Below are 19,982 nucleotides of genomic sequence, written 5' to 3' on the forward strand. Positions count from 1 at the left end.
TTCGAAGGGACGTCTGCTCACGGTGTCGTGTAATCGTACACCGGGATATCTTTTCGTGGGAACGTCTGCGTCGGTACGTAGCGATCCGGAACGAGTTGATCGAGGTCGGGCCGGTAAAACGCATCGAGTTCGACCGTGAAGTCGAGCGGTGCGGCAGGTTCGGTCGTGTTCGGGCCCGCTTCGGCAGGTCCCGTGAACTGGACGGTCCGCAAAATGTGGACCCGGTTCATCGACTCGACCGACTCGAGGAAGAGGACGAGCGCCTCATACGTCTCCGCTTGGAGCGACACCGTCGAGCGGACGGACGAGGCGTTGACCGGTGTGATCTCGACCGGTTCAGCCGGTTCGGCCGTCTCGCTCACATCGTTCGGTTCCGGTTCGTCGATTGGTTCCGGCACTTCCGATTCGGCGACGAGTCCGTCCGCGAAAGCGATGCTCGTCACACGCACGTCAGACAGCTGGCTCGCTTGCGATAGCGTCTCAACGACCGTATCGAGGGCCGGCTCCGTCGGGACGCGTGTCTGCAAGCGCTGCGAGTCGGCGACGTCGACGACTTCGCCTTCTTGGCGCAACAGTTCGAGCTTCGTCTGTTCGAGTGACAGCTCGCGATCGAGCGCCTTCAATTCACCTTGGTTGATAAAGTACTGGTAGCCGAAGTACGACGGGACGGCGATGGCTGCGAACAAACAAATTGTAAAGATCAAATAAATCGTTGAACGTTTCATTCGCTCACCACCTCCTCATCTTCCTCGGGTTGTTCCGTCTCGCCTTCAGGCGTCTCAGGTTCGGCATCGATAAACGTGAATGTGAACTCTCCGATATAGCGTGGGAGCGGCTCATCTGACGCATTTAGGACAGGTGTCCCCGTATCCGTTTCCGCGTCTTGGTCCGCTTCTGCTTTCGTCTCGGTCGTCACACCGAGCAGTTTGACGTTATCGAACCGTGGATCGTTCAACAGCGCTCGTTGGAACGCGTTCAAGTCAGGTAACGTCTCAAACTGGGTCCGGACGCTCATGAGCGAACCGTCGGCGTAGTTATACGTCAAGACGTAACCTGTCGGCGGCAGCTGTTCGGTCAGCGCACGGAGCGCCGGGACCGCCTGCTTCTCTTCAGTCGTCAGCGCGGTCACCGTCTGCTCGAGCGAGATGACTTGTTGACCTTTCGAGTTCACTTGTTCGGTCTGGTAGATGCGGACGAGCTGTAACTGTTCGTTCACTTGTGCTTTGTCCTGTTCGATCCCATTCACCTCGTAATAAAGATAACCGGTCAGTCCGCCGCCGATCAACAAGGCGGCTAGACTCGCAATGATTGGCCAACGCAGCGTCACGTCGGTCGCGTTGATGAAGTTGGCGTCATGGTCGCGGTCGAGCGTCGCCATCCCGAGAAGCGGCAGCATCTGATGGGTTAGCGGTGTCGCATGCGACAACGGCAACGGGTCTTCGATCCGTTTGACCGGCACCATCGATTCCAGTTCAATCGTCCGGACGAGGTCGTCGAGTTCCGGGACCGTCCCGGAGATGATCAGCTCATCGATTGGGCGTCCGTCCGTACGGAGCGAGTAACGGTAGAAGTCGAGGAAACGGGCGAGCTCGTTCAACCATTCATCGGTCCGATTCGCTAACGCCTCGCTTGAGCCGTTGAACGTATATGTAACGATGCCGTCTGTCGTGTCGGCACGATACGCTAAGTCAGTCTCGATGGCACGGATGAAGCGGACCTGTCCTTCCTCGAGGACGAGCAGTTGGTGCGCGAACGGTGTCACGTGCCACAATAGCGTCGACTTGAGCGGGTCGAGCGTCTCGAGTCGAGACACCCCGTTCGCGATCGCGATCGGACGTGGGACGATTTTTTTCAAGGCGAAGCCGCGCTTCTTCATGTAGGCGCGGATCGCTTTCGTCAAATCGACCGAGACGGCATGCAACATGACCTCGGTCTTCATATCCGTCTCGCCGAGCACTTCGTAGTCGAAAGCGACGTCGTCGAACGGCAAGATGATCGAGCTGCCGATCTCCATGAACAAATAGCCACGGATCTCGTCTTTCGGGATATTCGATGGAATCTCGACTTTGCGGGACAGCACTTCCGTCTCCGCCATATCGACGGCACACACCATCCCTTTTCTTACTTTTATTTTACGGCACAACTCGTCAAAGGCGAGTCCGAACGCGTTCTCGTCTTGAATCAAACCTTCCGCATAGGCACCTTTCGCCAATTGGACGGAAGCGCTTCGTTTAAAGACGCCTTGTTTAATCACGGCCCCGTGGATGCTGAGTGCATCGAACGAGAAGTACGCGACCGTTCCTTTCTCTATAGCCCGGCTCATGCTTGTTTCCCCCTACATCAAATCAAAATACCAATCAAAAAAACGTTCGCTGAACCAAAACGTCAGCATCGTACCGAGTGCGATCGACGGGACGAACGGGATCGGTTGCTTGCGTCCGATCCGTTTCAATCCGATCAGTAACAGTCCGACGACCGCTCCAATCAAGCTCGCTAAAAATAAGGCGACCAATACGTCACGTGGTCCGAGCACGAGCCCGATCACTGTAAACAGTTTGACATCGCCGGCCCCAAGTCCCCCTTTTGAGACGAAAAAAACGGTGGCGAGGACAGAAAATCCAAGCGCGGCCCCGGCGAGCGGGCTCCACCATGTGGCTCCGGACGCATAAGCGAGGACGAGCAGCAGTGGTGCCGCAAATAGAAGAATCACGTTCGGCACGAGCATCGTCGACAAATCTGACATCGCCAATGCGAGTAGCGTCGATAAGAAGACGAACGCGAGCAACGTCGTCCCGGAGAATCCGTACAGCCAAAAACTATAGCCGTAACCGACCGCCCCGAGCAGTTCGAACAGCGGATACGTCGGCGCGATCCGTCCGCCACAGCCGCGGCACTTGCCGCGTAACAATATGTAACCGAACACCGGAATGAGTTCCCAAGCGGATAAGACGTGTCCGCACGACGGACAATGCGACCGTGGCGACACGATCGACTGTTTGCGTGGCACGCGGAGCCCGACGACGTTTGTGAACGAGGTGATGATCATCCCGAGCACGATGCTGTAAATGAGTCCAATGAGGTCAACCAAAACTGGTCACTTCCTTACTTGTAAGTATATGCCAAAAAAAGAAAACCGGCTAGGCTGAGCGAGAGCCCAGCGCCAGCCGGAAAGTACCTATTGTTTTAAGGATTAGGTGTTACTGCTTGTTTATCTTTTACAGCATCTTTGTTTATACTGCCTTCTGCAAGTGGACCAGATTGTCCAATAGCCTTATCACCAATAAGCTGGACTGCATATTTGTATTGGTTTCCATCAGGAGTAATCGTCACTAAAGCAGTGTCGTATGAAGTGCCAAAAGGATCTTTTAGTCCTGCTACATATTCAGTACCGTCTGCCTCTGTACCAGCAACTGTACCACTAAAACGCATAGTTTTTGCAGCAGTTACTGGGTTAGAAGCTGTATACAATTTCGCCGCACTTACCATCTGCTTCGCATCAGCAACCATGGCATCCTTCTTCGAGTTCTCGATAATCCCACCGATCGCGACGACGGCGATGGCTGCGATAATTCCTAAAATAACGACGACGACGAGTAACTCGACGAGTGTGAGTCCGCGCTCATCTTTCAATTGTTTCGCATCTTGCCAAATCATTTTCATTTTTTCTAACATGACTGATTCTCCCCTTTTGTGTGTTTTGCTGTATTTTGTGCTGGATTCATTACTGTAGTACTAAAACAAGTAGTACAATTTTACTATACATTCAAAATATGGTGTTGAAAAGTAGTTTATATGCATAAACTAAGAATTTTCTACTGATTTTGGATATCACCATAAATTTGGAACATCGGTACAACGACCGCGATGACGATGACTCCGACGATACTGGCCAATACGACGATCAACAGCGGCTCGATGATCGACTTCAACCGGTCTGTCGTCGTCTCGACCTCGGTCTCATAAAATTCGGCGACTTCGTTCAACATCGAATCTAAATCTCCGCTCTCTTCACCGACAGCAATCATTTGTGTCATGAGCGGCGGAAAGTTCGGGTTCCGTTCGAGCGGTTCATGGAGTGGGATCCCTTGCGCCATCATATTGCGCGCTTGTCCGAGCCCTTTACGGATGACCCGGTTCGAGACGATTTTCTCCGTGATCTCGATCGCTGACAAGATCGGCACGGCCGCTTGCAGTAAGACGGCCAAGCTTCGTGTCAAGAGCGCGATTTGTGACTTTAGGACGATCGGTCCGAAAATCGGCATCTTCAGCAACAACCCGTCGATCAAGAACCGTTCTTTGTCGCGCTTTAACATCCACGAGAACAGGAGGACGCCGAGCAGCGCACCACCGAGCAGTAGCCACCAATAGGCGGCGACGAAGTCTGAGACGGCGACGACGATTCGGGTGATGAGCGGGAGCTCACCGCCGAGCTGTCCGAAAATGGTCGCAAAAGTCGGGACTACGTTCACCATGAGGAAAGCGACGACGCCAATCGCGACAATCGAGACGACGAGTGGATACGTGAGCGCCGAAATGACTTTACGTTTAATATCATATTGTTTCTGAAGTTGCAGCCCGATTTGGTCGAGTGCTTCTTCTAAGTTACCGCTCGCTTCACCCGCAAGTGCCATCGAACTAAAGAAGTTCGAGAACACGCGCGGATGTTTTTTAATCGCTTCCGAAAAGGCAATCCCTTCTCGAAGGTCGTCCTCGACTTGGCTGAGCGTCTTCTTCAACAGCTTCGATTCCGTCTGGACGCGCAAAATCGACGTCGCCCGGACGATTGGGACGCCGGCCCGGATGAGCGTGGCGAACTGACGGACGTACATGATCAAATGTTCGATCTTGACGCGTTCCGGTAATAAGTTGACTTCCGTGTTCAGTCCGGTCGACTCGAGTTCGGACAAGTCAGTGACGAGAATCGACTCTTGCCGAAGTTTATCTTTGGCTTCCCGGAGCGACACGGCGGTGATCCGCCCTTTCTTGCGCTTCCCGTTCAGCAGTTTTCCTTCGTATTGAAAGATGGCCATAGTCTCACCTCATTTCTTCGCTTGGCACGGCGCTTGGATTGATGACCCCTTGACGGATCAGCTGTTCAATCGACATCTCCATCGACTGCATCCCGTTCTGCCTGTTCGTCTGGATGACGGTCGGGAGCTGAAACTCCTTCTCGTTTCGGATCAAGTTGGCGACGGCTGCGTTCCCAATCATGATCTCCATCGCCGCGACCCGACCCTTCGGCACGTCGACACGCGGGAACAGGCGCTGACTGACGACCCCAAGCAACACGTTGGCGAGTTGGGTCCGGATTTGATCTTGTTGTTCGGCCGGGAAGGCGTCGATGATCCGGCTGACGGTCGACATCGCGCTCGACGTATGGAGCGTCGCCATGACGAGATGACCGGTCTCAGCGGCGGTCATCGCCGTCGAGATCGTCTCTAAGTCACGCATCTCCCCGAGCAAGATGACGTCCGGGTCTTGGCGGAGCGCCGCCCGCAGGCCGCTCACGAACTTCATGACGTCCGAGCCGATCTCTCGCTGGTCGACGATGCTCTGATCGTGCGAGTGTAAATATTCGATCGGGTCTTCGAGCGTGATGATACGCTTTCGCTGCGTCCGGTTGATTTCATGGATCATCGCCGCGAGCGTCGTCGATTTCCCAGACCCCGTCGGCCCGGTCACAAGGATCAACCCGTGTGGTTTCTCGATGAGGCGCTTGAGCACCGGCGGTAAATTGAGTTCGTTCAACGTCGGGATTTCCCCGGAAATAGAACGAAACGCGATGGCGATCGTGCCACGTTGATAGTAAGCGTTGACACGGAAGCGCGACACGCGGGGCACGCCGAACGAAAAGTCAAGGTCGCGCTGAATCTCGAGGCGGCCTCGCATCTCGTCGGTCATGATCTCTTTTAAGTAGCCTTCGATGTGGACGGGGAGCACTTTCTCCTCGCCCATCGTAATCAGACTGCCGTCAATCCGGAAAATCGGTGGCGAACCGGCGGTCAGATGAATGTCTGAGGCACGTTGTTCGACCGCTTTCGTTAAAATCGCTTCGATTGATTGATGGATCATAGGTTCACTCCGTTATGACTGTTCTCAGTATTTCCTCGGTCGTCGTCAAACCTTGAGCGACTTTCTCGAGACCGTCGGCGAGCAAGAACCGGGCACCGGATCGCTTCGCTTGCTCGACCATCTCGGCCTCGGTCGCTTGGTTCATGATCAAACGACGCAATTCTTCATCAATCGGCACGACTTCATGGATGGCGAGTCGCCCACGATAGCCTGTAAAGTTACACGACGAGCACCCGTTTCCGCGGATGACGCGTGTGATCGCCACATGTTCGGCGTCGAACAGTTCTTGTTCCCGTTTCGAGACCGGTTGCTCATGACCACAGTCGCGACAGACGCGGCGGACGAGGCGTTGGGCGACAAGGCCGGACGTTGAAGCCGCGACGAGGAACGGTTCGACCCCCATATCGACGAGGCGGGTGATCGAACTGATCGCCGAGTTCGTATGGAGCGTCGATAAGACTAAATGTCCGGTGAGCGAGGCCCGGATCGCAATCTCGGCCGTCTCGGTATCCCGAATCTCCCCGACCATGACGATGTTCGGGTCTTGGCGGAGGATTGAGCGGAGGCCGGAAGCAAACGTAAGCCCGACTTTCGCATTGACTTGGACCTGATTGATACCGTCAAGTTGATACTCGACCGGATCTTCGACTGTGATGATGTTCTTCGACTCGTCATTTAGTTCTTTGAGCGATGCGTACAGTGTTGACGATTTACCCGAACCGGTCGGCCCTGTGATCAAAATAATGCCGTTCGGCCGCTTTAACATGTCGCGATACAACATCTCGTTATGGTCGCCGAACCCGAGTTTCGTCAAGTCGGTCAACCCTTGTGAAGAATCGAGCACCCGGATGACGATCTTTTCGCCGTACATCGTCGGGAGCGTCGAAACGCGGAAGTCGTATGGGCGATCGCGTAGCGTGTACTTGATCCGACCGTCTTGAGGCAGCCGACTTTCCGTGATGTCTAGATTACTCATCACTTTAAGTCGCGTCAGCATGACGCTTTGAATTTTCTTTGGATAAACCGCTTCTGTCCGTAAATCACCATCGACGCGGAAGCGGACGTGTAGTTGCTTCTCATGTGGATCGAAATGGATATCTGACGCCCGTTGATCGATCGCGCTCAAAAACAACTGATTGACGAGCCGAATGACCGGGGCATCGTCACGTGACGCTGTCTCTTGCCGTTCGAATTCCGGCGCCTCTTCTTTTAAAATCTCGATGAGCGAGGCGTCCATTTCGTAATACCGACTGATCGTCTTCCGGATTTGTTCACGTGTCGTGATGTAGACCTCGATATTCATTCCGGTCTGCAACCGGACGTCATCGATTGCAATCAAATCAAGGGGATCCGCCGTCGCAACGAATAGCGTGTTCCCCTGTAATTCAATCGGCATGATGTCGTGCTTTTGTGCAATCGCTTTTGGCACGAGTTTTGTGACGGTCACGTTAATGTCTTGCGAATATAGTGCGATGATTGGTACGTCCAGTTGTTCATGAAGTACTTGAATCAATTGTGTCTCGGTCAAATAGTGCAACCGCATGAGTGCATCGCCGAGTTTTTCGCCTCGCCGCTTTTGGGCGAGCGCCTCGTCGAGTTGCTCGTTCGTAATCAATCCAGCCTCAATCAACATCTCGCCTAATCGTTTTTTCGTTCGTCTCACCTTACTTCACCATCCTCTGAGGTACCTCCTGCTCGACGTCTCGCTGTTCAATAAAGACGCTCAACGCTGCGCCGCCCGCTAAACCGATGACGAGGAGGAGCCAAGCCCACCACGTCCGTTCAAGCGATTCCGCATACAACATATACATACCGAGCGATAACACGGCCACAAGTACCGACACGATGAGTTTCGTCTCGCGCTTCCGTACGTATGGAATCGACAAGGCAAACAGCGTCAACGTGGCCAGCACCCAAAAGGCGAGCAGTATTACATATCCGATCATCCGACTGCCTCCTCGCTAGACGCCGGGACATCCTCGTCCACCGGCGGTTGCTCTTCAAATTCATTCAATCCATCATCTTTTATATCGTCATTAAACGGATCGTCGTCCAGTGTTTCGTCCGGGAACGTCGGAATGACCGGTTCAACCGGTTCAGGCGGCGGTAGTGGGACCGAACTTTTCGTCACGATCTCCGGTACCGGCTCATAGAAATCAAAGCCCAACAGTTCACGCGTCTCGCCTGCCTCGGTGACACGGATGCGATACAACTTCCCTGACTCTCCAGTTTGACCGGATTGCGTCACCGAAGAACTTCCGGCCGGGAGTGATGGGGAGAAGCGGATCACGTTTTGGTACGGCACGCTTGCGACTTCTTCGACCCGCGATTCGTACGCGCCGACGAACGCTTTCCCGAGCAGTTGCACCGTCATCACGTTCCCTTCATCTAGGACGATGATGGCGTAAGGTGATTGTTCCGTGTTTTGGACGGCGAAGTTCGAGCCGGCATCGATTTTGACGTCGTAGCCAAGCTCGATGCCGCTCGGAAGCACTTCATGCGGGACACGCTCGAGCACTTTGAACGGAGTCGCCGCAAACAATTTATAAAGCGATGAGCCGAGCGGCGTGAGTGCTTCAAAATCTTCCCCGAACGACTTCAAGCTGAACATGTCGCCTGCATCCATTTCAAATCCGTTCATCCGTTCTAACGCCGAGCGCATTGCCGGTGTCGGACTAATCGTCATCGACGCGACGACCTCGTTCTCTTCTGCGACCATCTCAAGGGCAACGTTCGAATCGAGCTCAGACGCCGAGGCGACGAGCGGTGGGGTCACCATCGTCATCGTGACGGGTTGATTCTCTAAATACGGAGCGATTCGCTCTTCATCGATTGTTGTGATGAGCGGATAGTCCCCTGGTTCGGATATGGCTTCAAGCGTATCGTTCACGTTAAACGTCACGACGTCTTTCCCGACTTCGAGCGCCGTCCCGTCGACGAGCGTGACCGTGAACGGTGCGTTTGCGAAGTCTTTGACGGCATTGTCGAGACGGACGACCGCCTCTTCTTTCGTCATCCCCGATATGTCGATCCCGGCGACACGTGTGTCTTTATATGTAGCACTCGTCTTCGCTGACGCGTCGAGATAGTTGACGAGCCCGATTGTCGGTAACGACACGAGCAACACAAGACATGTCAGGATGAAAAAGTGCATCCCATATTGCTTCATTCCAATTCCCCCTATGTAAAAAACTGAGACTTTCGATTTACTATCCGTTCGTACTCTAACTTTAGTATAATATGCATTGGACATAAATTAACATTTATTTAGGTAATCATACGCTTTTTTCCTAGTATTTTATTATATTTGAAAAGGAGGTCAATGCGTTGGCCCGTTCCGAAAAAGGTTTTACGCTCGTCGAAGTACTCGTGTCGATCGTCATTTTATCGATTGTCTCGTTCTCCTTGTTAAACATATTCAGCCAAAGCCTGAAGACGACGAATGATAGTCTTAGTACGACCATCGCCAACCAAGTTGCTCAAAACGCACTGCATACATTAGATCGACGAGCCTCAGCTGTTCAAGAAACGCTTGACTTGAATAAACTGTTGAATCGAAACGGCGTGAGTTCAGAATGTGATTTTTGTTCTGATTATCGGATCCATGGTGAGACATACGTCGCTACCATCACCCAATCGTCAACGCTGCCGCCAAATACAATCGAAGTCGAGATTTCCGTGACGACCGATCGACTCCGAACACCTGTCACGTTGAAAGGAGTGATTTCGAATGCAACGTTACGCGAGCCGTTCCCTGAAACGGCTGTCCCAGAAAGTGAACTCGTTCAGTAAAGCATCCGAAGGTTTTACGCTCGTCGAGCTCCTTGTGACCGTCGTCGTTGCCTCGATCTTAAGTGGTGTCATCATCACTGCCTTCATTTCAGGAACGCTCGGTTTTCAATTGACGAACGAAACGAGCGAACTGCGCAGTGAGGCCGACTATTTAGTCACGTCCATCCTATCCGAAGTCAACCGGAGTGAATTCGATGCCGTCACCGAAATAAATGACACCTACCAATTCCACCAACTATCCGAACCTCGCATCTCATCGACTGGGATGATTTATCGGGAAGCCGGATACGAACCGATCAGCTTGAACTTATCAGCAGATTCATACGTGCCGAGCAACCCGAACGTCTTGTTAGATGATATTTCAATTCAACTGATCGAGCCCGTCTATGATCCACGGCGTCCGGACTATATAACGAGCGGCTTGATTGAAATCGAGATGAACCTATCGTTGAAGGCAAATCCCGATTCCATTAAAACGTTTAAAAGCTCGATCCCATTTTGAGAAGAACGGAGGCACCACTAATGCATAAACGAGAAGAAGGTTATGTCCTCGTACTCGTACTCGTGACGATGGCCGCGCTCGCCGTCTTATCGCTCGCTGCCATGCAAGTGAACTTGGTCACGAATAAACTGACGGTCATCCGCACGGAAGATACGCAGCTGAACGAAGACGCAAAAAGTGCGCTCAATCTGATTGCGGCGGATGTTCGGAATCGTTTCCCTCTTCATGACGCAAATGATGTACCGGCTCATATGGAGTCGGAATCGGCTTTTAATGACGCGATTCAAGGCGCACTCGTCTCAAACGAACCGTTCCTTAATCTCCCGAGCGAGAGCGACAGCGAGATCAGCTATTCAATTCAATTAAAAGAGAATGCGGACGCGAACCTGCTCGATACTGCACCGTTCACGAAGATTTTACAAGTAAACGTCGTCGCGAGCCGACAGACGAATCCTGAGCAACCGCTCCTGTCGGTCGAATACACACAAGACCTTTATTTGACGGCTCTGCCCGCGTTTTTGTATTACGTGCTCGGGTCGGACGAGCAGTTGACGGTGAACGGAATGCCGACCGTGCAAGGGAACATCTTCTCAGGTGGGCCTTTGGCGTTTGACCGGACGGCAAATTACCAGCTGAACGGCGTGGCGAAACGAATAGACAATATTGATACAAGCTTGCTCCATCTAGATGGTCGTATCGACCTGAAGAATCCGAATGATTGTACGACATGTAGCACATTGAACTATTTCACGTCCGGTGAAGAAGTGGCTGGCGAATTGCCGGACGCCGGTATATCGACGAGTCAGTTTTCTCCATTCCAATATGACTATTCGATTATTGAATTTTTAAATCGCTATTTGAATCAAAAGTTAAGCTACACGAGCACCGTCGACGCTGCGATTTTCAATGGTGTTTTGATTCCATCAACAGATCAAGTGTTCGAAGTCGAGCGTATTCTCGCCGAAGACGGTGTAACGGTCATTGAAAGACCTACTCCTTACTTAACCGCACGCACGTATAACGCGTTCACGAACCCAACAATTATCAAATTGCCAACGACGTTATCTGATCGTGCCATGTATGTGACCGAATCAATTGCGAAAGCATCAGCCCCATTGTTATTTGATGGAGATTTAGTCATCGAATCGACTGATCGTTTGACGATTGAACGACCACTTATTGTGAGAGGGAATTTGACAATTCGAGGCAACGTCTCGTTTGAATCGACCGTTTATACACTCGGTGATACGTTTATCGATCGGGCCAATATTTTACCGATTGACGAGTCAAAAGGGAACTCTTTGATTTTGCTTTCAAAAGGGAAGATTTTATTGAACCGAATCAATGAGTTCGACCAAACTCCGACGACATTACAGGCGTTTCTGTATAGCGATTCTTCCGAACCGACATACGTCTATGCCGTCGGCTCAATTTTACAAATTAAAGGTGGACTGTATAGTAAAGGTCCGATGAATGTGAACGTCTTTCGTGGAACGTTCAGCACTCAAGACAATCTGAGCCCGGCTGAATACTTCGATAGCCGTATTCCTGCGCACGACGCGTCACAATCACGACTGAAACTTTCGTATAACGATGCAGTCTTCAATCAATTAGATACGTTGCCAGTAACAAATCAACTGCAGTTCTTCGTCAGTCAGCCTGTGCAAATTCGTTAAAATGAAAACAAGGACAATCCGTCGCAGGATTGTCCTTGTTTTCATTCGGGCTGATACCCTTTTTTAACCATCGCTTCTAACATCAATTGCTGATTCATTTCCATGACAACAGATGCGACTTCTTCATACGGCACAATTTCTGCATCCATACGTTCAATCAAGTCTGTAAAGGCCTCTGTATTCCCATCGTAGACGGCTTGAATCAGAATATTAGGATGCGTATTTAAAAACGCAACATCAATCTGTTCGTGAGCCAAGCGCCATTTTTCTGGCTCGTCATTCAAGCTATACAACCCTTCTAACAACGTGCTCGAAGGGATTGAAACATCAAGCGGTGCACCGGCCTTCACCATGCGTTCGAATTCTTCAAACGTCATCAAGTCAGCCAAGTAAATCCATTGCTTATCTGTAAGAACTCCACCGTGTTCGTACAAAACAAGCACTGAAGGAACATCGTACTGTTCAACTGCCTTCTCCATCCACTCGGCTTTTACGTTGACGAGCGGTCGCTCTAAAATCGTAGCGAGTTGTTCAGTATCAGCTGTTTGAAGCGATTCATCTACTTGTTTTGTCTGGTAATAGGTATAGCCCCATCCTGCCGCACCAATGAAAACGACGAACAGGATGACACTAATTACTTTCCATTTCATCAATAGTAATCTCCTGCATCTTCCCGTGAACCGGGATTAGGATCTGCGCCTTCACGAACTCGCACATAAAATTCACGATAAACAATTTTCGGCCCATTCGTTCCAGGGAAGAAGCGGCTGACGTCTTCTGTCGCAATTCGTACTTTTGCAAGTCCTGGTTTTTTCAACCGCAGTTTTGTTTGATCCACGATTTCTACGACGTCTGAACCTTCAGCCACCTGCATTCCAAAACCTCGAACGTTTGCTGTACTCGGCAAGAAGACCGGTTCATACGTGTACGGTGAGTTTTCCATGTAAAGCTCGATGTTCGACGCTAGCATGTCTTGCGGGTACTCTTTAACATCAATCATCGCTGTGACGCGTTGAGAAGCAAAGTTCGTGAATGCTCCTGTGACAGGAATCAAGCGCTGCGTCGTCCCTGTCCCTTGAACAGCCTGGACAGTCACACCATCAGCTCGTGGCGCACCTAACGTGATTTCACTTGTACCGGATGGAAGCTCCCAACTGACAGGCAATCGGACTGACCCTGTTTGAATAAGAGATAGATTGGTTGATTGTTGAACCAGTGTTCCTTCTGAATCACGGTATACCCATAACGTCGCCTCAGTCGGAGATACGCTCAACGCCGGCAGTGAAACCTGTACATTGACAAAGATTGGTGCAACCGGCTGATTCGCCGGTTGATTCACAAGCGATACTTTGACTTGAACCGTTCCTGGTGCGTTTCCGCTCAACTTAAGTTCTTGCTTCGTCTGCTGAACGACTTCGACAGCGTTTTGACCTGAAACGATATCAAATCGGAAGTTCCGATACTCATCATTCGTCGTTTTAATAGACGGTCGAATGATCCCATCTTCACCGACCAACAAAATTAAATTGTTCGCTGAGAACTGCGTTGGCGGATCGTCGACGATGATTTCGATTTCATTTGATCGAATCGTTTTCCCCGTCACTGGAGATGTATATTCTACTCGTACTGTCGTCTTCCCTGGCTTCATCCCTTTAATCGACGCACTGTTGTTGACGTAGCTCGGCGTCAACTCTACAGCCGAAGAGCCAATTACCCATTTTAAATCGAGTTTGCGTGCTGTTTCAGGGGTGAGAATAGGTGTCACTTGACGTGTTTCCCCGATATTCAAATAAATCGGGCCCTCGAGCTGCAACCGTTCAATTTCTTTTTCAAGAACAGTCGTATTGACTGAAGAAAGCTTACCAGCCCCTTCTTTTTCAACATCATGCTTGTCTGTACCGTTCGAATTATGGTTCGCTTCAAAAACATAATCAAATGTCCCTCGGTCGAACGTATAGTTTCCTACTTTATTGGCAACAAGCTTCACTTCGATTTTTGTGTCATTCACCTTACAGCTTCGATCACCGTTCTGAATGACGCATTGATCTGTAATCGACCCGATAAGTTTATCGCCGACTCGCTTCCATCCTGTTGGTAACGAACTGTCTAGAACTGAATAACCGCTTGGAATCGTTTCTTCAACGTTCACAATCCACGCAAATTCTTTATACGCGTTACCGTTCGGCTTTTGAATAAATGGTACCGAATAGTTCAGGTTGTACGTAAGAGCGATTTGATTCTCGACTTCTGTCGTTAACGGGCTAATCGTCCGAGACACGAACGCAGCCTCCTCAGATTCTAAGACGTTGACGACAAAGGATTCAGTCGATGTGATTGCACCTTTAGTACGTTGTTCTTTCGTCTCAATCCGAACGCTTAACTGCGAACCAGCCTGTGCGTTATGTTCATAAAAGAAACCGCTCGTCTCCCCGTTTCGAACACTGGCAAACTTTCCGTTCTCCGCTGGATAAACTTGCTTCTCGTTGATCAAGACACGTGTATCTAAAAAGCGGTCTGCAAAATCATAGTCAAGCGACTTCCATGACAAGTAAAGCGGTTCAATGTCGTATACGCTTGCTTGTCGATCCTGTTCCAGTTGAGGGTTGATCACCTCAATTTTCGGAGCATGGTTCGATCCGATGAAGGCACGGAACATCGTGTTCACAAATATCTCTTTCTCATCTTGCTCGTTAAACGTTTGAACATGACCTGCTCCGGAATATGTCAAGTTTCCAACTGTATACATATAGTAGTGATTGGAACTATCACCGGCGGTACGGTTGCTTCCGACAAGATTAAACCACGTCGTCAAATCTTCATTTTCTAAATTTAGTGAGAAGTATTGATTATGTGTTGTTTTGACTTTTTTCTTCGCTATTGAACTAGAGCTTATTTTATAAGGATACTCAGTGAATAGCCCTGTCGCGGTTTGAACGACTTCTGTTGAAGGATTTTGAGCATAAATTCCCATATTCGTGTATTCTCTTGTCGCAAAACGTGATGCGAAATTATTTTCCCACATATTTTTCACATTGAATCTGCCACTACTTTCAGTGCGATATAGCATATCGTGCGTAAACATAACTCCACGACCTTGATCCATAAATTCCTTCAATTCTGAATGCGTACATGTATTCGTAAGCCCAGAGATGTATGAATCTTTGAATCCGAATATAATTAAATCTTTACTATAAAACCATTCTTTGTTCTTGTTGAGATTTTGCCCACAGATTCTATCCGTTAGTTGCTTATAACTAATCGTCTCCAAATCAAATTCATATAAATCTCCATAACTTAGCATTTGATTATTTGTGAACGTATTTTTTAAGTTTCCAGTACTCGCTGTATCTGAAGTATCGGCTGTAACTTGTAGCACTTTTGCCACTGCTTTTTCATCTTTCAGTAAAAAGCGTCCTGTTTTATACGAGTACGTTTTCATGACTGGATCTTTCATGATGATTTTCCAATAACGGGGACTCGTGTAACTCGGCGCATCGATTGTATATGAAAGCGAACCTGTTTGTTTAGCCTGTACCGTTTCAATCCATTCATTTTGAGTGAAGCGATCGTTACTATCAAAATCGATATAAAGCTCGACAGTCGCGCTATCAGATGGCTTGTTATCAAGTGAATAATCAAATTGAATTGCTTTACCACGCACTGCGGGGACAATCGAAGAAGCTGATTTGACATCTACTAAAGAAGTAAGGGTTTTAGCATCTTGTAGGGTTGTCACGCGATTGAATTTATTCGGTTTGTTGCTTGCAAAATAAGTCTGCAAATATTTTTTCGCTTCATCTACCGATTTATAAGTGCGTGCTTCGGTTTGTTTCAATTGATCAAATTGTTTTGGAGAACTATTTTCGTTAACAAATACATCTTCATGAAGTAAAACAGGAATTCCATTAGCAAGTAAATCTTCCTGAATTTGTTTTGCTTTTAACAAAGTTAAATCATTGTCTAGAAATCTTGTATCATGCGATTTTTGAGTAACCGTCCGAATGGCACTAGACCCGTTTAACGAAGAGTCGTATGTGATCGTACTCGAGCTATATTTTGCTTGAGTGCCAGTTGCCCGCGACGGTCCAAATACGACAGCATCATACTTCCCTAATAAGTCTTCTCGAGATGCATTAAACTGTTTAACGGTCATCGTTTCGACCGTATATTCGGCTCCCAAATTTAATTGTGACGGGATGACATATGTCACATCCGTCGTGTTTTTATCTTTTTCTGCAAGATCGGTCAATTCTAAAATCACTGGTTTGACCGGTGTACTCGCTGAAACTTTTGTATAGACCTCAAAGATGGTCGTTATGAGGAGTGAGGCTAAAAAGACGATGGCAACGAGTGCCGCCACGGGTCGTTTCAATCTAGGTTGACTGACCATGCTGCGTTTCCTCCCTGGTGTTGTGAATGGATTTTTTGACATAAGTACTCATACTTATTCATACTCTGAATCCATGGTGAAAACAAGGTCATTTTTGAAAACTTTGGAAATACGTTCTCACTTCACTAATAAAGTAAAGCGACCCCGTCACGACGAGCGTTTTCGTTTGTGGCGAACGCATCCATTCCACCAACCAGCCTGTCCACTCCACATAGTTCGCTCCTGCTTCAACTAGACTCGCTTGCGTCCGTGCCCGCGGAAAGTCGAACGTCGTCTCATAAACGGTCGCGAGCATCCCTAACGATTTGATTATCGCTTCACGGTCCTTATCGGCAAGAGTCGCGACAAGCACGGTGACATTTTCTTCTAGACGAAGTTGCTCACAGAGTGCCGCTACGCCTTCCGCATTATGCGCCCCGTCTAAAATGATCCGCGGCTCTTTTGAGATGATCTCATAGCGCCCCGGATGTTGTGCCGTCTCAAGCCCTGTCAATATCGACTCGGTCTTCCACCCGAGATGACGGGCGACCGCGACGGCGCACGCCCCGTTGTAGGCTTGATGATGACCCGTCAAGCCGAGCGCCGCAGCAGGCAGTCCTTCATATGTAACGGTTGTGTCGGCCCCGCCTTCGATCGACTCGATGAGCGGTGTGACCGCATGCACCGGTGACTCCATCGTCCGTCCTTGTTGTTCGAGCAAAGCGCTCAACTGCGCATCGTCCAAACTATGGAACATCGGGACGCCTCGTTTCATGATGCCGAACTTCTCCTTGGCAATCTCTGCGAGCGTATCACCGAGTATACCTTGATGGTCGTGGCCAATCGACGTCACGATCGTCGCGAGCGGTCGCTTCAAGACGTTCGTCGAATCGAGCCGGCCCCCGAGACCGACTTCCCAAATGATAAGGTCCGGTTGCTGTTCATGGAAGTACAGCCACGCCATGACCGTCAGCAGTTCAAACTCGGTCAACGTCTCCGGCGACTCATCGGCACGGTCACGGACACGGTTCGCGATACGGACGAGATCAACCTCGCGAATCGGTTCGCCGTTCAACATGATCCGCTCCTCGAACTGGATGATGTACGGCGAGATGAACGTCCCGACGTTCAACCCTTCAGCGATAGCCATCGCCCGCAAAAACGCGACGGTCGATCCCTTCCCGTTCGTCCCGGCCACGTGAATCGACGGCAATTCGTCAATCTGTAACGTCTCGAGCATCCACTCGACTCGATTCAATCCAGGCTTGATCCCGAACCGCAGTTGTCCGTTCAGCCATTCAAATACGTCTTGTCTTGTCTCCATCTTTAACCCACCCCTGTTCTAACACTTCCCTCCCATCTTACCAAAATTCACGAAGGCCTACGCAGAGAATCGGCTGTGCTATACTCGAAGCGAACAGAGATAGGAGGAATTCAGATGAAAGACACAGGTTGGAACCTTGAAGCGACATACGTCGAACTTCGTGACATGTTTTACGACCGTGGGCCGATCAACCCGGTCGACAAACCAGAACTCGTCTTATTGAATGAACCCCTCGCCGAGACACTCGGACTCGATATTGATGCATTGAAAGAAGACGTGGCGCTCCTGTCCGGAAACCGGCAGACCGACACGTCGTTCTCGCAAGCGTACGCCGGGCATCAGTTCGGCAACTTCACGATGCTCGGTGACGGACGCGCCCTCTTCTTAGGGGAACACGTCACAGCGAACGGTAAACGGGTCGACGTGCAGTTGAAAGGCTCAGGACCGACCGAATACTCACGCGGTGGTGACGGCCGGGCCGCCATCGGGCCGATGGTACGCGAATATTTGATTAGTGAAGCGATGCACGCGCTCGGCATCCCGACGAACCGGGCACTTGCCGTCGTCAAGACAGGTGAACCGGTCATGCGTCAAGGGCCGAAGCACGGTGCCGTCCTGACCCGTGTCGCCTCGAGCCATATCCGCGTCGGCACGTTCCAATACGCGGCCGCGGCCGGGTCGATCGATGACGTCACCGCCCTCGCCGACTATGCGATCCATCGTCACGACTCAAGTCTTGAAGGTCGTCCTGACCGCTACGAAGCGTTCCTCGGACGCGTCATCGAACGTCAGGCGAAGCTGATCGCCGATTGGCAACTCGTCGGCTTCATCCACGGTGTCATGAACACGGATAACACGTTCATCAGCGGTGAAGGGCTCGACTACGGCCCGTGCGCCTTCATGGACTCGTACCATCCGCACACCGTCTTCAGCTCGATCGACCGCGAGGGCCGTTACGCCTACGCGAACCAGCCGTATATCGGGTCGTGGAACTTGGCCCGACTCGCCGAGACGCTGTTGCCGCTGCTCGCCGACACGCAAGAAGCTGCCGTCGACATCGCCAATCGTTTGTTGAACGATTATACGGAGATTTATAAACAAGCGTACTTCACCGGACTCGCCCATAAAATCGGCCTCTACGTCCGAAAAGACGGCGATGACGCGCTGACGGACGAACTGCTCCGGCTCATGATGGAGACCGAGGCTGATTTCACGAACACGTTCCGCGCGCTCACGCTAGGAGAAACGGAGTCACTTCCGTTCGCGTCGCGTGACGATGGGAAGGCCTGGCTTTCGGCATGGCGTAAACGACTCGCTGAACAAGGTCTCCCGCACGCTGATGTGACGCGACTTATGCACCAACACAACCCGGCCGTCATCCCGCGCAACTATCACGTCGAAGCGGCAATCACGGCAGCCGAGCGAGGTGACTTCGGTCCGACAACAGCCTTACTTGACGTGTTGCGGAAACCGTATGACTATGAAGCCGATTACGGGCGTTACGTCTCGACGGGACCAGAGCGGACGTATCCATATCAGACGTTTTGTGGCACGTGATCCATTCCGCTTTTGCGGGATGGATTTTTTAGGAACCTTTTAGCGTTTGGATGCGTACTATAGACAAACGACACTCTGGAGGTTTACTATGCGTCTACTTGCTTCACTCATCTCGCTTGGTTTCGCTTGTCTGATTTCGCTCGAGCTATGGCAAGGTCCGTTTTATGGGGGCTGGATTTGGTCCATGCCCGCCTTTTTCTTAATCGTCTCGTTTTTCCAGTTCATGAAACATTTGAATGAGCTTGAATGGAGTGAGACGAAATGAAGGTCATGCTTACCGTACTTGTCTGCCTCATCCTTTCGGCTGCTTATATGGTGTATAGTCTCTACCTATCCCTCATTGGACAACCGCTTCACCCGCAATGGACCGGACTTGCGATTGGCGCCTTGTTCACATCATCTTATTTTTTAGTGACGAAGCAACTGCCTGGATGGAACGAAGGCGATCACGAATGAGGCTCGTCTACTTCACTATCATGCTCATCGCCGGATTCCTATATGCCGTGTATCTCGTCCATTTGTATCGAGTCGGGCTGACTGATTCGCTCTACATGCACTTCCTGTGGATCACGGGAATCGGACTTTATGTTTTATGGCTACGTCGGAGAACCCCCAAACGTCGTTCGTGACGTCGGGGGTTCTTCTCGTTTAGATGCTAAAATTCTACCAAACGACAAAAAACCTTCCTCG

Annotated in this window: 19 protein-coding genes; 7 read left to right on the plus strand and 12 right to left on the minus strand. The window is 50.5% G+C overall.

Going from position 1 to position 19,982, the window contains the following annotated elements:
* Nucleotides 1-17 precede the first annotated feature (17 nt).
* From EVJ24_RS08430 to EVJ24_RS08470, 9 genes are all read right to left on the minus strand, one after another.
* Entirely contained in the window at nucleotides 18-725 is a 708-nt protein-coding gene (locus tag EVJ24_RS08430; protein ID WP_131440938.1) for a hypothetical protein, read from the minus strand.
* Nucleotides 722-2,323 carry a pilus assembly protein PilM gene (gene pilM, locus EVJ24_RS08435; protein WP_131440940.1) on the minus strand — a complete coding sequence of 534 codons (1,602 nt, stop codon included), beginning with the start codon at nucleotides 2,321-2,323 and terminating at the stop codon, nucleotides 722-724. Before pilM ends, EVJ24_RS08430 begins: the two co-directional genes overlap by 4 nt.
* Before the next feature lie 12 nt (nucleotides 2,324-2,335).
* Complete coding sequence (locus EVJ24_RS08440) at nucleotides 2,336-3,088, minus strand: prepilin peptidase (RefSeq protein ID WP_131440942.1); 753 nt, start codon at nucleotides 3,086-3,088, stop codon at nucleotides 2,336-2,338.
* Nucleotides 3,089-3,183: 95 nt separating this feature from the next.
* On the minus strand, nucleotides 3,184-3,672 hold the full coding sequence (locus tag EVJ24_RS08445; RefSeq protein ID WP_131440944.1) for a prepilin-type N-terminal cleavage/methylation domain-containing protein: 489 nt from the start codon (nucleotides 3,670-3,672) through the stop codon (nucleotides 3,184-3,186).
* A gap of 140 nt (nucleotides 3,673-3,812) precedes the next feature.
* Nucleotides 3,813-5,030: a type II secretion system F family protein gene (locus tag EVJ24_RS08450; RefSeq protein WP_131440946.1), complete on the minus strand. Its 1,218-nt coding sequence runs from the start codon at nucleotides 5,028-5,030 to the stop codon at nucleotides 3,813-3,815.
* A 4-nt stretch (nucleotides 5,031-5,034) separates the two neighbouring features.
* The gene (locus tag EVJ24_RS08455; RefSeq protein ID WP_442899261.1) at nucleotides 5,035-6,069 is read right to left on the minus strand and encodes a type IV pilus twitching motility protein PilT; all 1,035 of its coding nucleotides are present in this window, start codon (nucleotides 6,067-6,069) and stop codon (nucleotides 5,035-5,037) included.
* A gap of 7 nt (nucleotides 6,070-6,076) precedes the next feature.
* Nucleotides 6,077-7,735, minus strand: coding sequence for a GspE/PulE family protein (locus tag EVJ24_RS08460; RefSeq protein WP_131440950.1), 1,659 nt, complete (start codon nucleotides 7,733-7,735; stop codon nucleotides 6,077-6,079).
* Nucleotide 7,736: 1 nt separating this feature from the next.
* Nucleotides 7,737-8,018, minus strand: a complete 282-nt coding sequence (locus EVJ24_RS08465) for a hypothetical protein (RefSeq protein WP_131440952.1) — start codon at nucleotides 8,016-8,018, stop codon at nucleotides 7,737-7,739.
* Entirely contained in the window at nucleotides 8,015-9,241 is a 1,227-nt protein-coding gene (locus tag EVJ24_RS08470) for a G5 domain-containing protein (protein ID WP_071399374.1), read from the minus strand. Before EVJ24_RS08470 ends, EVJ24_RS08465 begins: the two co-directional genes overlap by 4 nt.
* A 158-nt stretch (nucleotides 9,242-9,399) precedes the next feature.
* Here EVJ24_RS08470 and EVJ24_RS08475 point away from each other — a divergent pair, with 158 nt between their 5' ends.
* The 3 genes from EVJ24_RS08475 to EVJ24_RS08485 are packed head-to-tail and all read left to right on the plus strand — an operon-like array spanning nucleotide 9,400 to nucleotide 12,042.
* Nucleotides 9,400-9,864, plus strand: coding sequence for a type IV pilus modification PilV family protein (locus tag EVJ24_RS08475; protein ID WP_131440954.1), 465 nt, complete (start codon nucleotides 9,400-9,402; stop codon nucleotides 9,862-9,864).
* The gene (locus EVJ24_RS08480; protein ID WP_236637604.1) at nucleotides 9,803-10,366 is read left to right on the plus strand and encodes a prepilin-type N-terminal cleavage/methylation domain-containing protein; all 564 of its coding nucleotides are present in this window, start codon (nucleotides 9,803-9,805) and stop codon (nucleotides 10,364-10,366) included. Before EVJ24_RS08475 ends, EVJ24_RS08480 begins: the two co-directional genes overlap by 62 nt.
* Before the next feature lie 20 nt (nucleotides 10,367-10,386).
* Complete coding sequence (locus tag EVJ24_RS08485) at nucleotides 10,387-12,042, plus strand: hypothetical protein (RefSeq protein WP_131440956.1); 1,656 nt, start codon at nucleotides 10,387-10,389, stop codon at nucleotides 12,040-12,042.
* A gap of 41 nt (nucleotides 12,043-12,083) precedes the next feature.
* On the opposite strand, the gene EVJ24_RS08490 is transcribed toward EVJ24_RS08485, so the two are convergent.
* The 3 genes from EVJ24_RS08490 to EVJ24_RS08500 form a co-directional block, all read right to left on the minus strand.
* On the minus strand, nucleotides 12,084-12,692 hold the full coding sequence (locus EVJ24_RS08490) for a hypothetical protein (protein ID WP_131440959.1): 609 nt from the start codon (nucleotides 12,690-12,692) through the stop codon (nucleotides 12,084-12,086).
* Nucleotides 12,692-16,432: a DUF5057 domain-containing protein gene (locus tag EVJ24_RS08495; RefSeq protein ID WP_161568745.1), complete on the minus strand. Its 3,741-nt coding sequence runs from the start codon at nucleotides 16,430-16,432 to the stop codon at nucleotides 12,692-12,694. Before EVJ24_RS08495 ends, EVJ24_RS08490 begins: the two co-directional genes overlap by 1 nt.
* An 88-nt stretch (nucleotides 16,433-16,520) precedes the next feature.
* Entirely contained in the window at nucleotides 16,521-17,735 is a 1,215-nt protein-coding gene (locus EVJ24_RS08500; RefSeq protein WP_131440963.1) for a bifunctional folylpolyglutamate synthase/dihydrofolate synthase, read from the minus strand.
* A 114-nt stretch (nucleotides 17,736-17,849) separates the two neighbouring features.
* Between EVJ24_RS08500 and EVJ24_RS08505 the strand changes: the two genes are divergently transcribed.
* The 4 genes from EVJ24_RS08505 to EVJ24_RS15365 all read left to right on the plus strand — a co-directional run bounded on the left by EVJ24_RS08505 (nucleotide 17,850) and on the right by EVJ24_RS15365 (nucleotide 19,921).
* Complete coding sequence (locus tag EVJ24_RS08505; protein WP_131440965.1) at nucleotides 17,850-19,292, plus strand: protein adenylyltransferase SelO; 1,443 nt, start codon at nucleotides 17,850-17,852, stop codon at nucleotides 19,290-19,292.
* Between the two features lie 88 nt (nucleotides 19,293-19,380).
* On the plus strand, nucleotides 19,381-19,557 hold the full coding sequence (locus EVJ24_RS15360) for a hypothetical protein (RefSeq protein ID WP_161568081.1): 177 nt from the start codon (nucleotides 19,381-19,383) through the stop codon (nucleotides 19,555-19,557).
* The gene (locus EVJ24_RS08510; protein ID WP_131440967.1) at nucleotides 19,554-19,748 is read left to right on the plus strand and encodes a hypothetical protein; all 195 of its coding nucleotides are present in this window, start codon (nucleotides 19,554-19,556) and stop codon (nucleotides 19,746-19,748) included. The genes EVJ24_RS15360 and EVJ24_RS08510 overlap by 4 nt, the downstream gene beginning before the upstream one ends.
* Nucleotides 19,745-19,921 carry a hypothetical protein gene (locus tag EVJ24_RS15365; protein WP_161567329.1) on the plus strand — a complete coding sequence of 59 codons (177 nt, stop codon included), beginning with the start codon at nucleotides 19,745-19,747 and terminating at the stop codon, nucleotides 19,919-19,921. The genes EVJ24_RS08510 and EVJ24_RS15365 overlap by 4 nt, the downstream gene beginning before the upstream one ends.
* Nucleotides 19,922-19,982 lie beyond the last annotated feature (61 nt).

This window comes from Exiguobacterium sp. SH1S21 (assembly GCF_004337175.1).
Taxonomy (GTDB): Bacteria; Bacillota; Bacilli; order Exiguobacteriales; family Exiguobacteriaceae; genus Exiguobacterium; species Exiguobacterium aurantiacum_A.

Bases quoted from the DNA above. Each gene is read 5' to 3' on its own strand.
- EVJ24_RS08430 (WP_131440938.1), bottom strand. From the start codon at position 725: ATGAAACGTTCAACGATTTATTTGATCTTTACAATTTGTTTGTTCGCA.
- pilM (WP_131440940.1), bottom strand. From the start codon at position 2,323: ATGAGCCGGGCTATAGAGAAAGGAACGGTCGCGTACTTCTCGTTCGAT.
- EVJ24_RS08445 (WP_131440944.1), bottom strand. From the start codon at position 3,672: ATGTTAGAAAAAATGAAAATGATTTGGCAAGATGCGAAACAATTGAAA.
- EVJ24_RS08450 (WP_131440946.1), bottom strand. From the start codon at position 5,030: ATGGCCATCTTTCAATACGAAGGAAAACTGCTGAACGGGAAGCGCAAG.
- EVJ24_RS08465 (WP_131440952.1), bottom strand. From the start codon at position 8,018: ATGATCGGATATGTAATACTGCTCGCCTTTTGGGTGCTGGCCACGTTG.
- EVJ24_RS08470 (WP_071399374.1), bottom strand. From the start codon at position 9,241: ATGAAGCAATATGGGATGCACTTTTTCATCCTGACATGTCTTGTGTTG.
- EVJ24_RS08480 (WP_236637604.1), top strand. From the start codon at position 9,803: ATGCAACGTTACGCGAGCCGTTCCCTGAAACGGCTGTCCCAGAAAGTG.
- EVJ24_RS08485 (WP_131440956.1), top strand. From the start codon at position 10,387: ATGCATAAACGAGAAGAAGGTTATGTCCTCGTACTCGTACTCGTGACG.
- EVJ24_RS08490 (WP_131440959.1), bottom strand. From the start codon at position 12,692: ATGAAATGGAAAGTAATTAGTGTCATCCTGTTCGTCGTTTTCATTGGT.
- EVJ24_RS08495 (WP_161568745.1), bottom strand. From the start codon at position 16,432: ATGGTCAGTCAACCTAGATTGAAACGACCCGTGGCGGCACTCGTTGCC.
- EVJ24_RS08500 (WP_131440963.1), bottom strand. From the start codon at position 17,735: ATGGAGACAAGACAAGACGTATTTGAATGGCTGAACGGACAACTGCGG.
- EVJ24_RS08505 (WP_131440965.1), top strand. From the start codon at position 17,850: ATGAAAGACACAGGTTGGAACCTTGAAGCGACATACGTCGAACTTCGT.
- EVJ24_RS15360 (WP_161568081.1), top strand. From the start codon at position 19,381: ATGCGTCTACTTGCTTCACTCATCTCGCTTGGTTTCGCTTGTCTGATT.
- EVJ24_RS08510 (WP_131440967.1), top strand. From the start codon at position 19,554: ATGAAGGTCATGCTTACCGTACTTGTCTGCCTCATCCTTTCGGCTGCT.
- EVJ24_RS15365 (WP_161567329.1), top strand. From the start codon at position 19,745: ATGAGGCTCGTCTACTTCACTATCATGCTCATCGCCGGATTCCTATAT.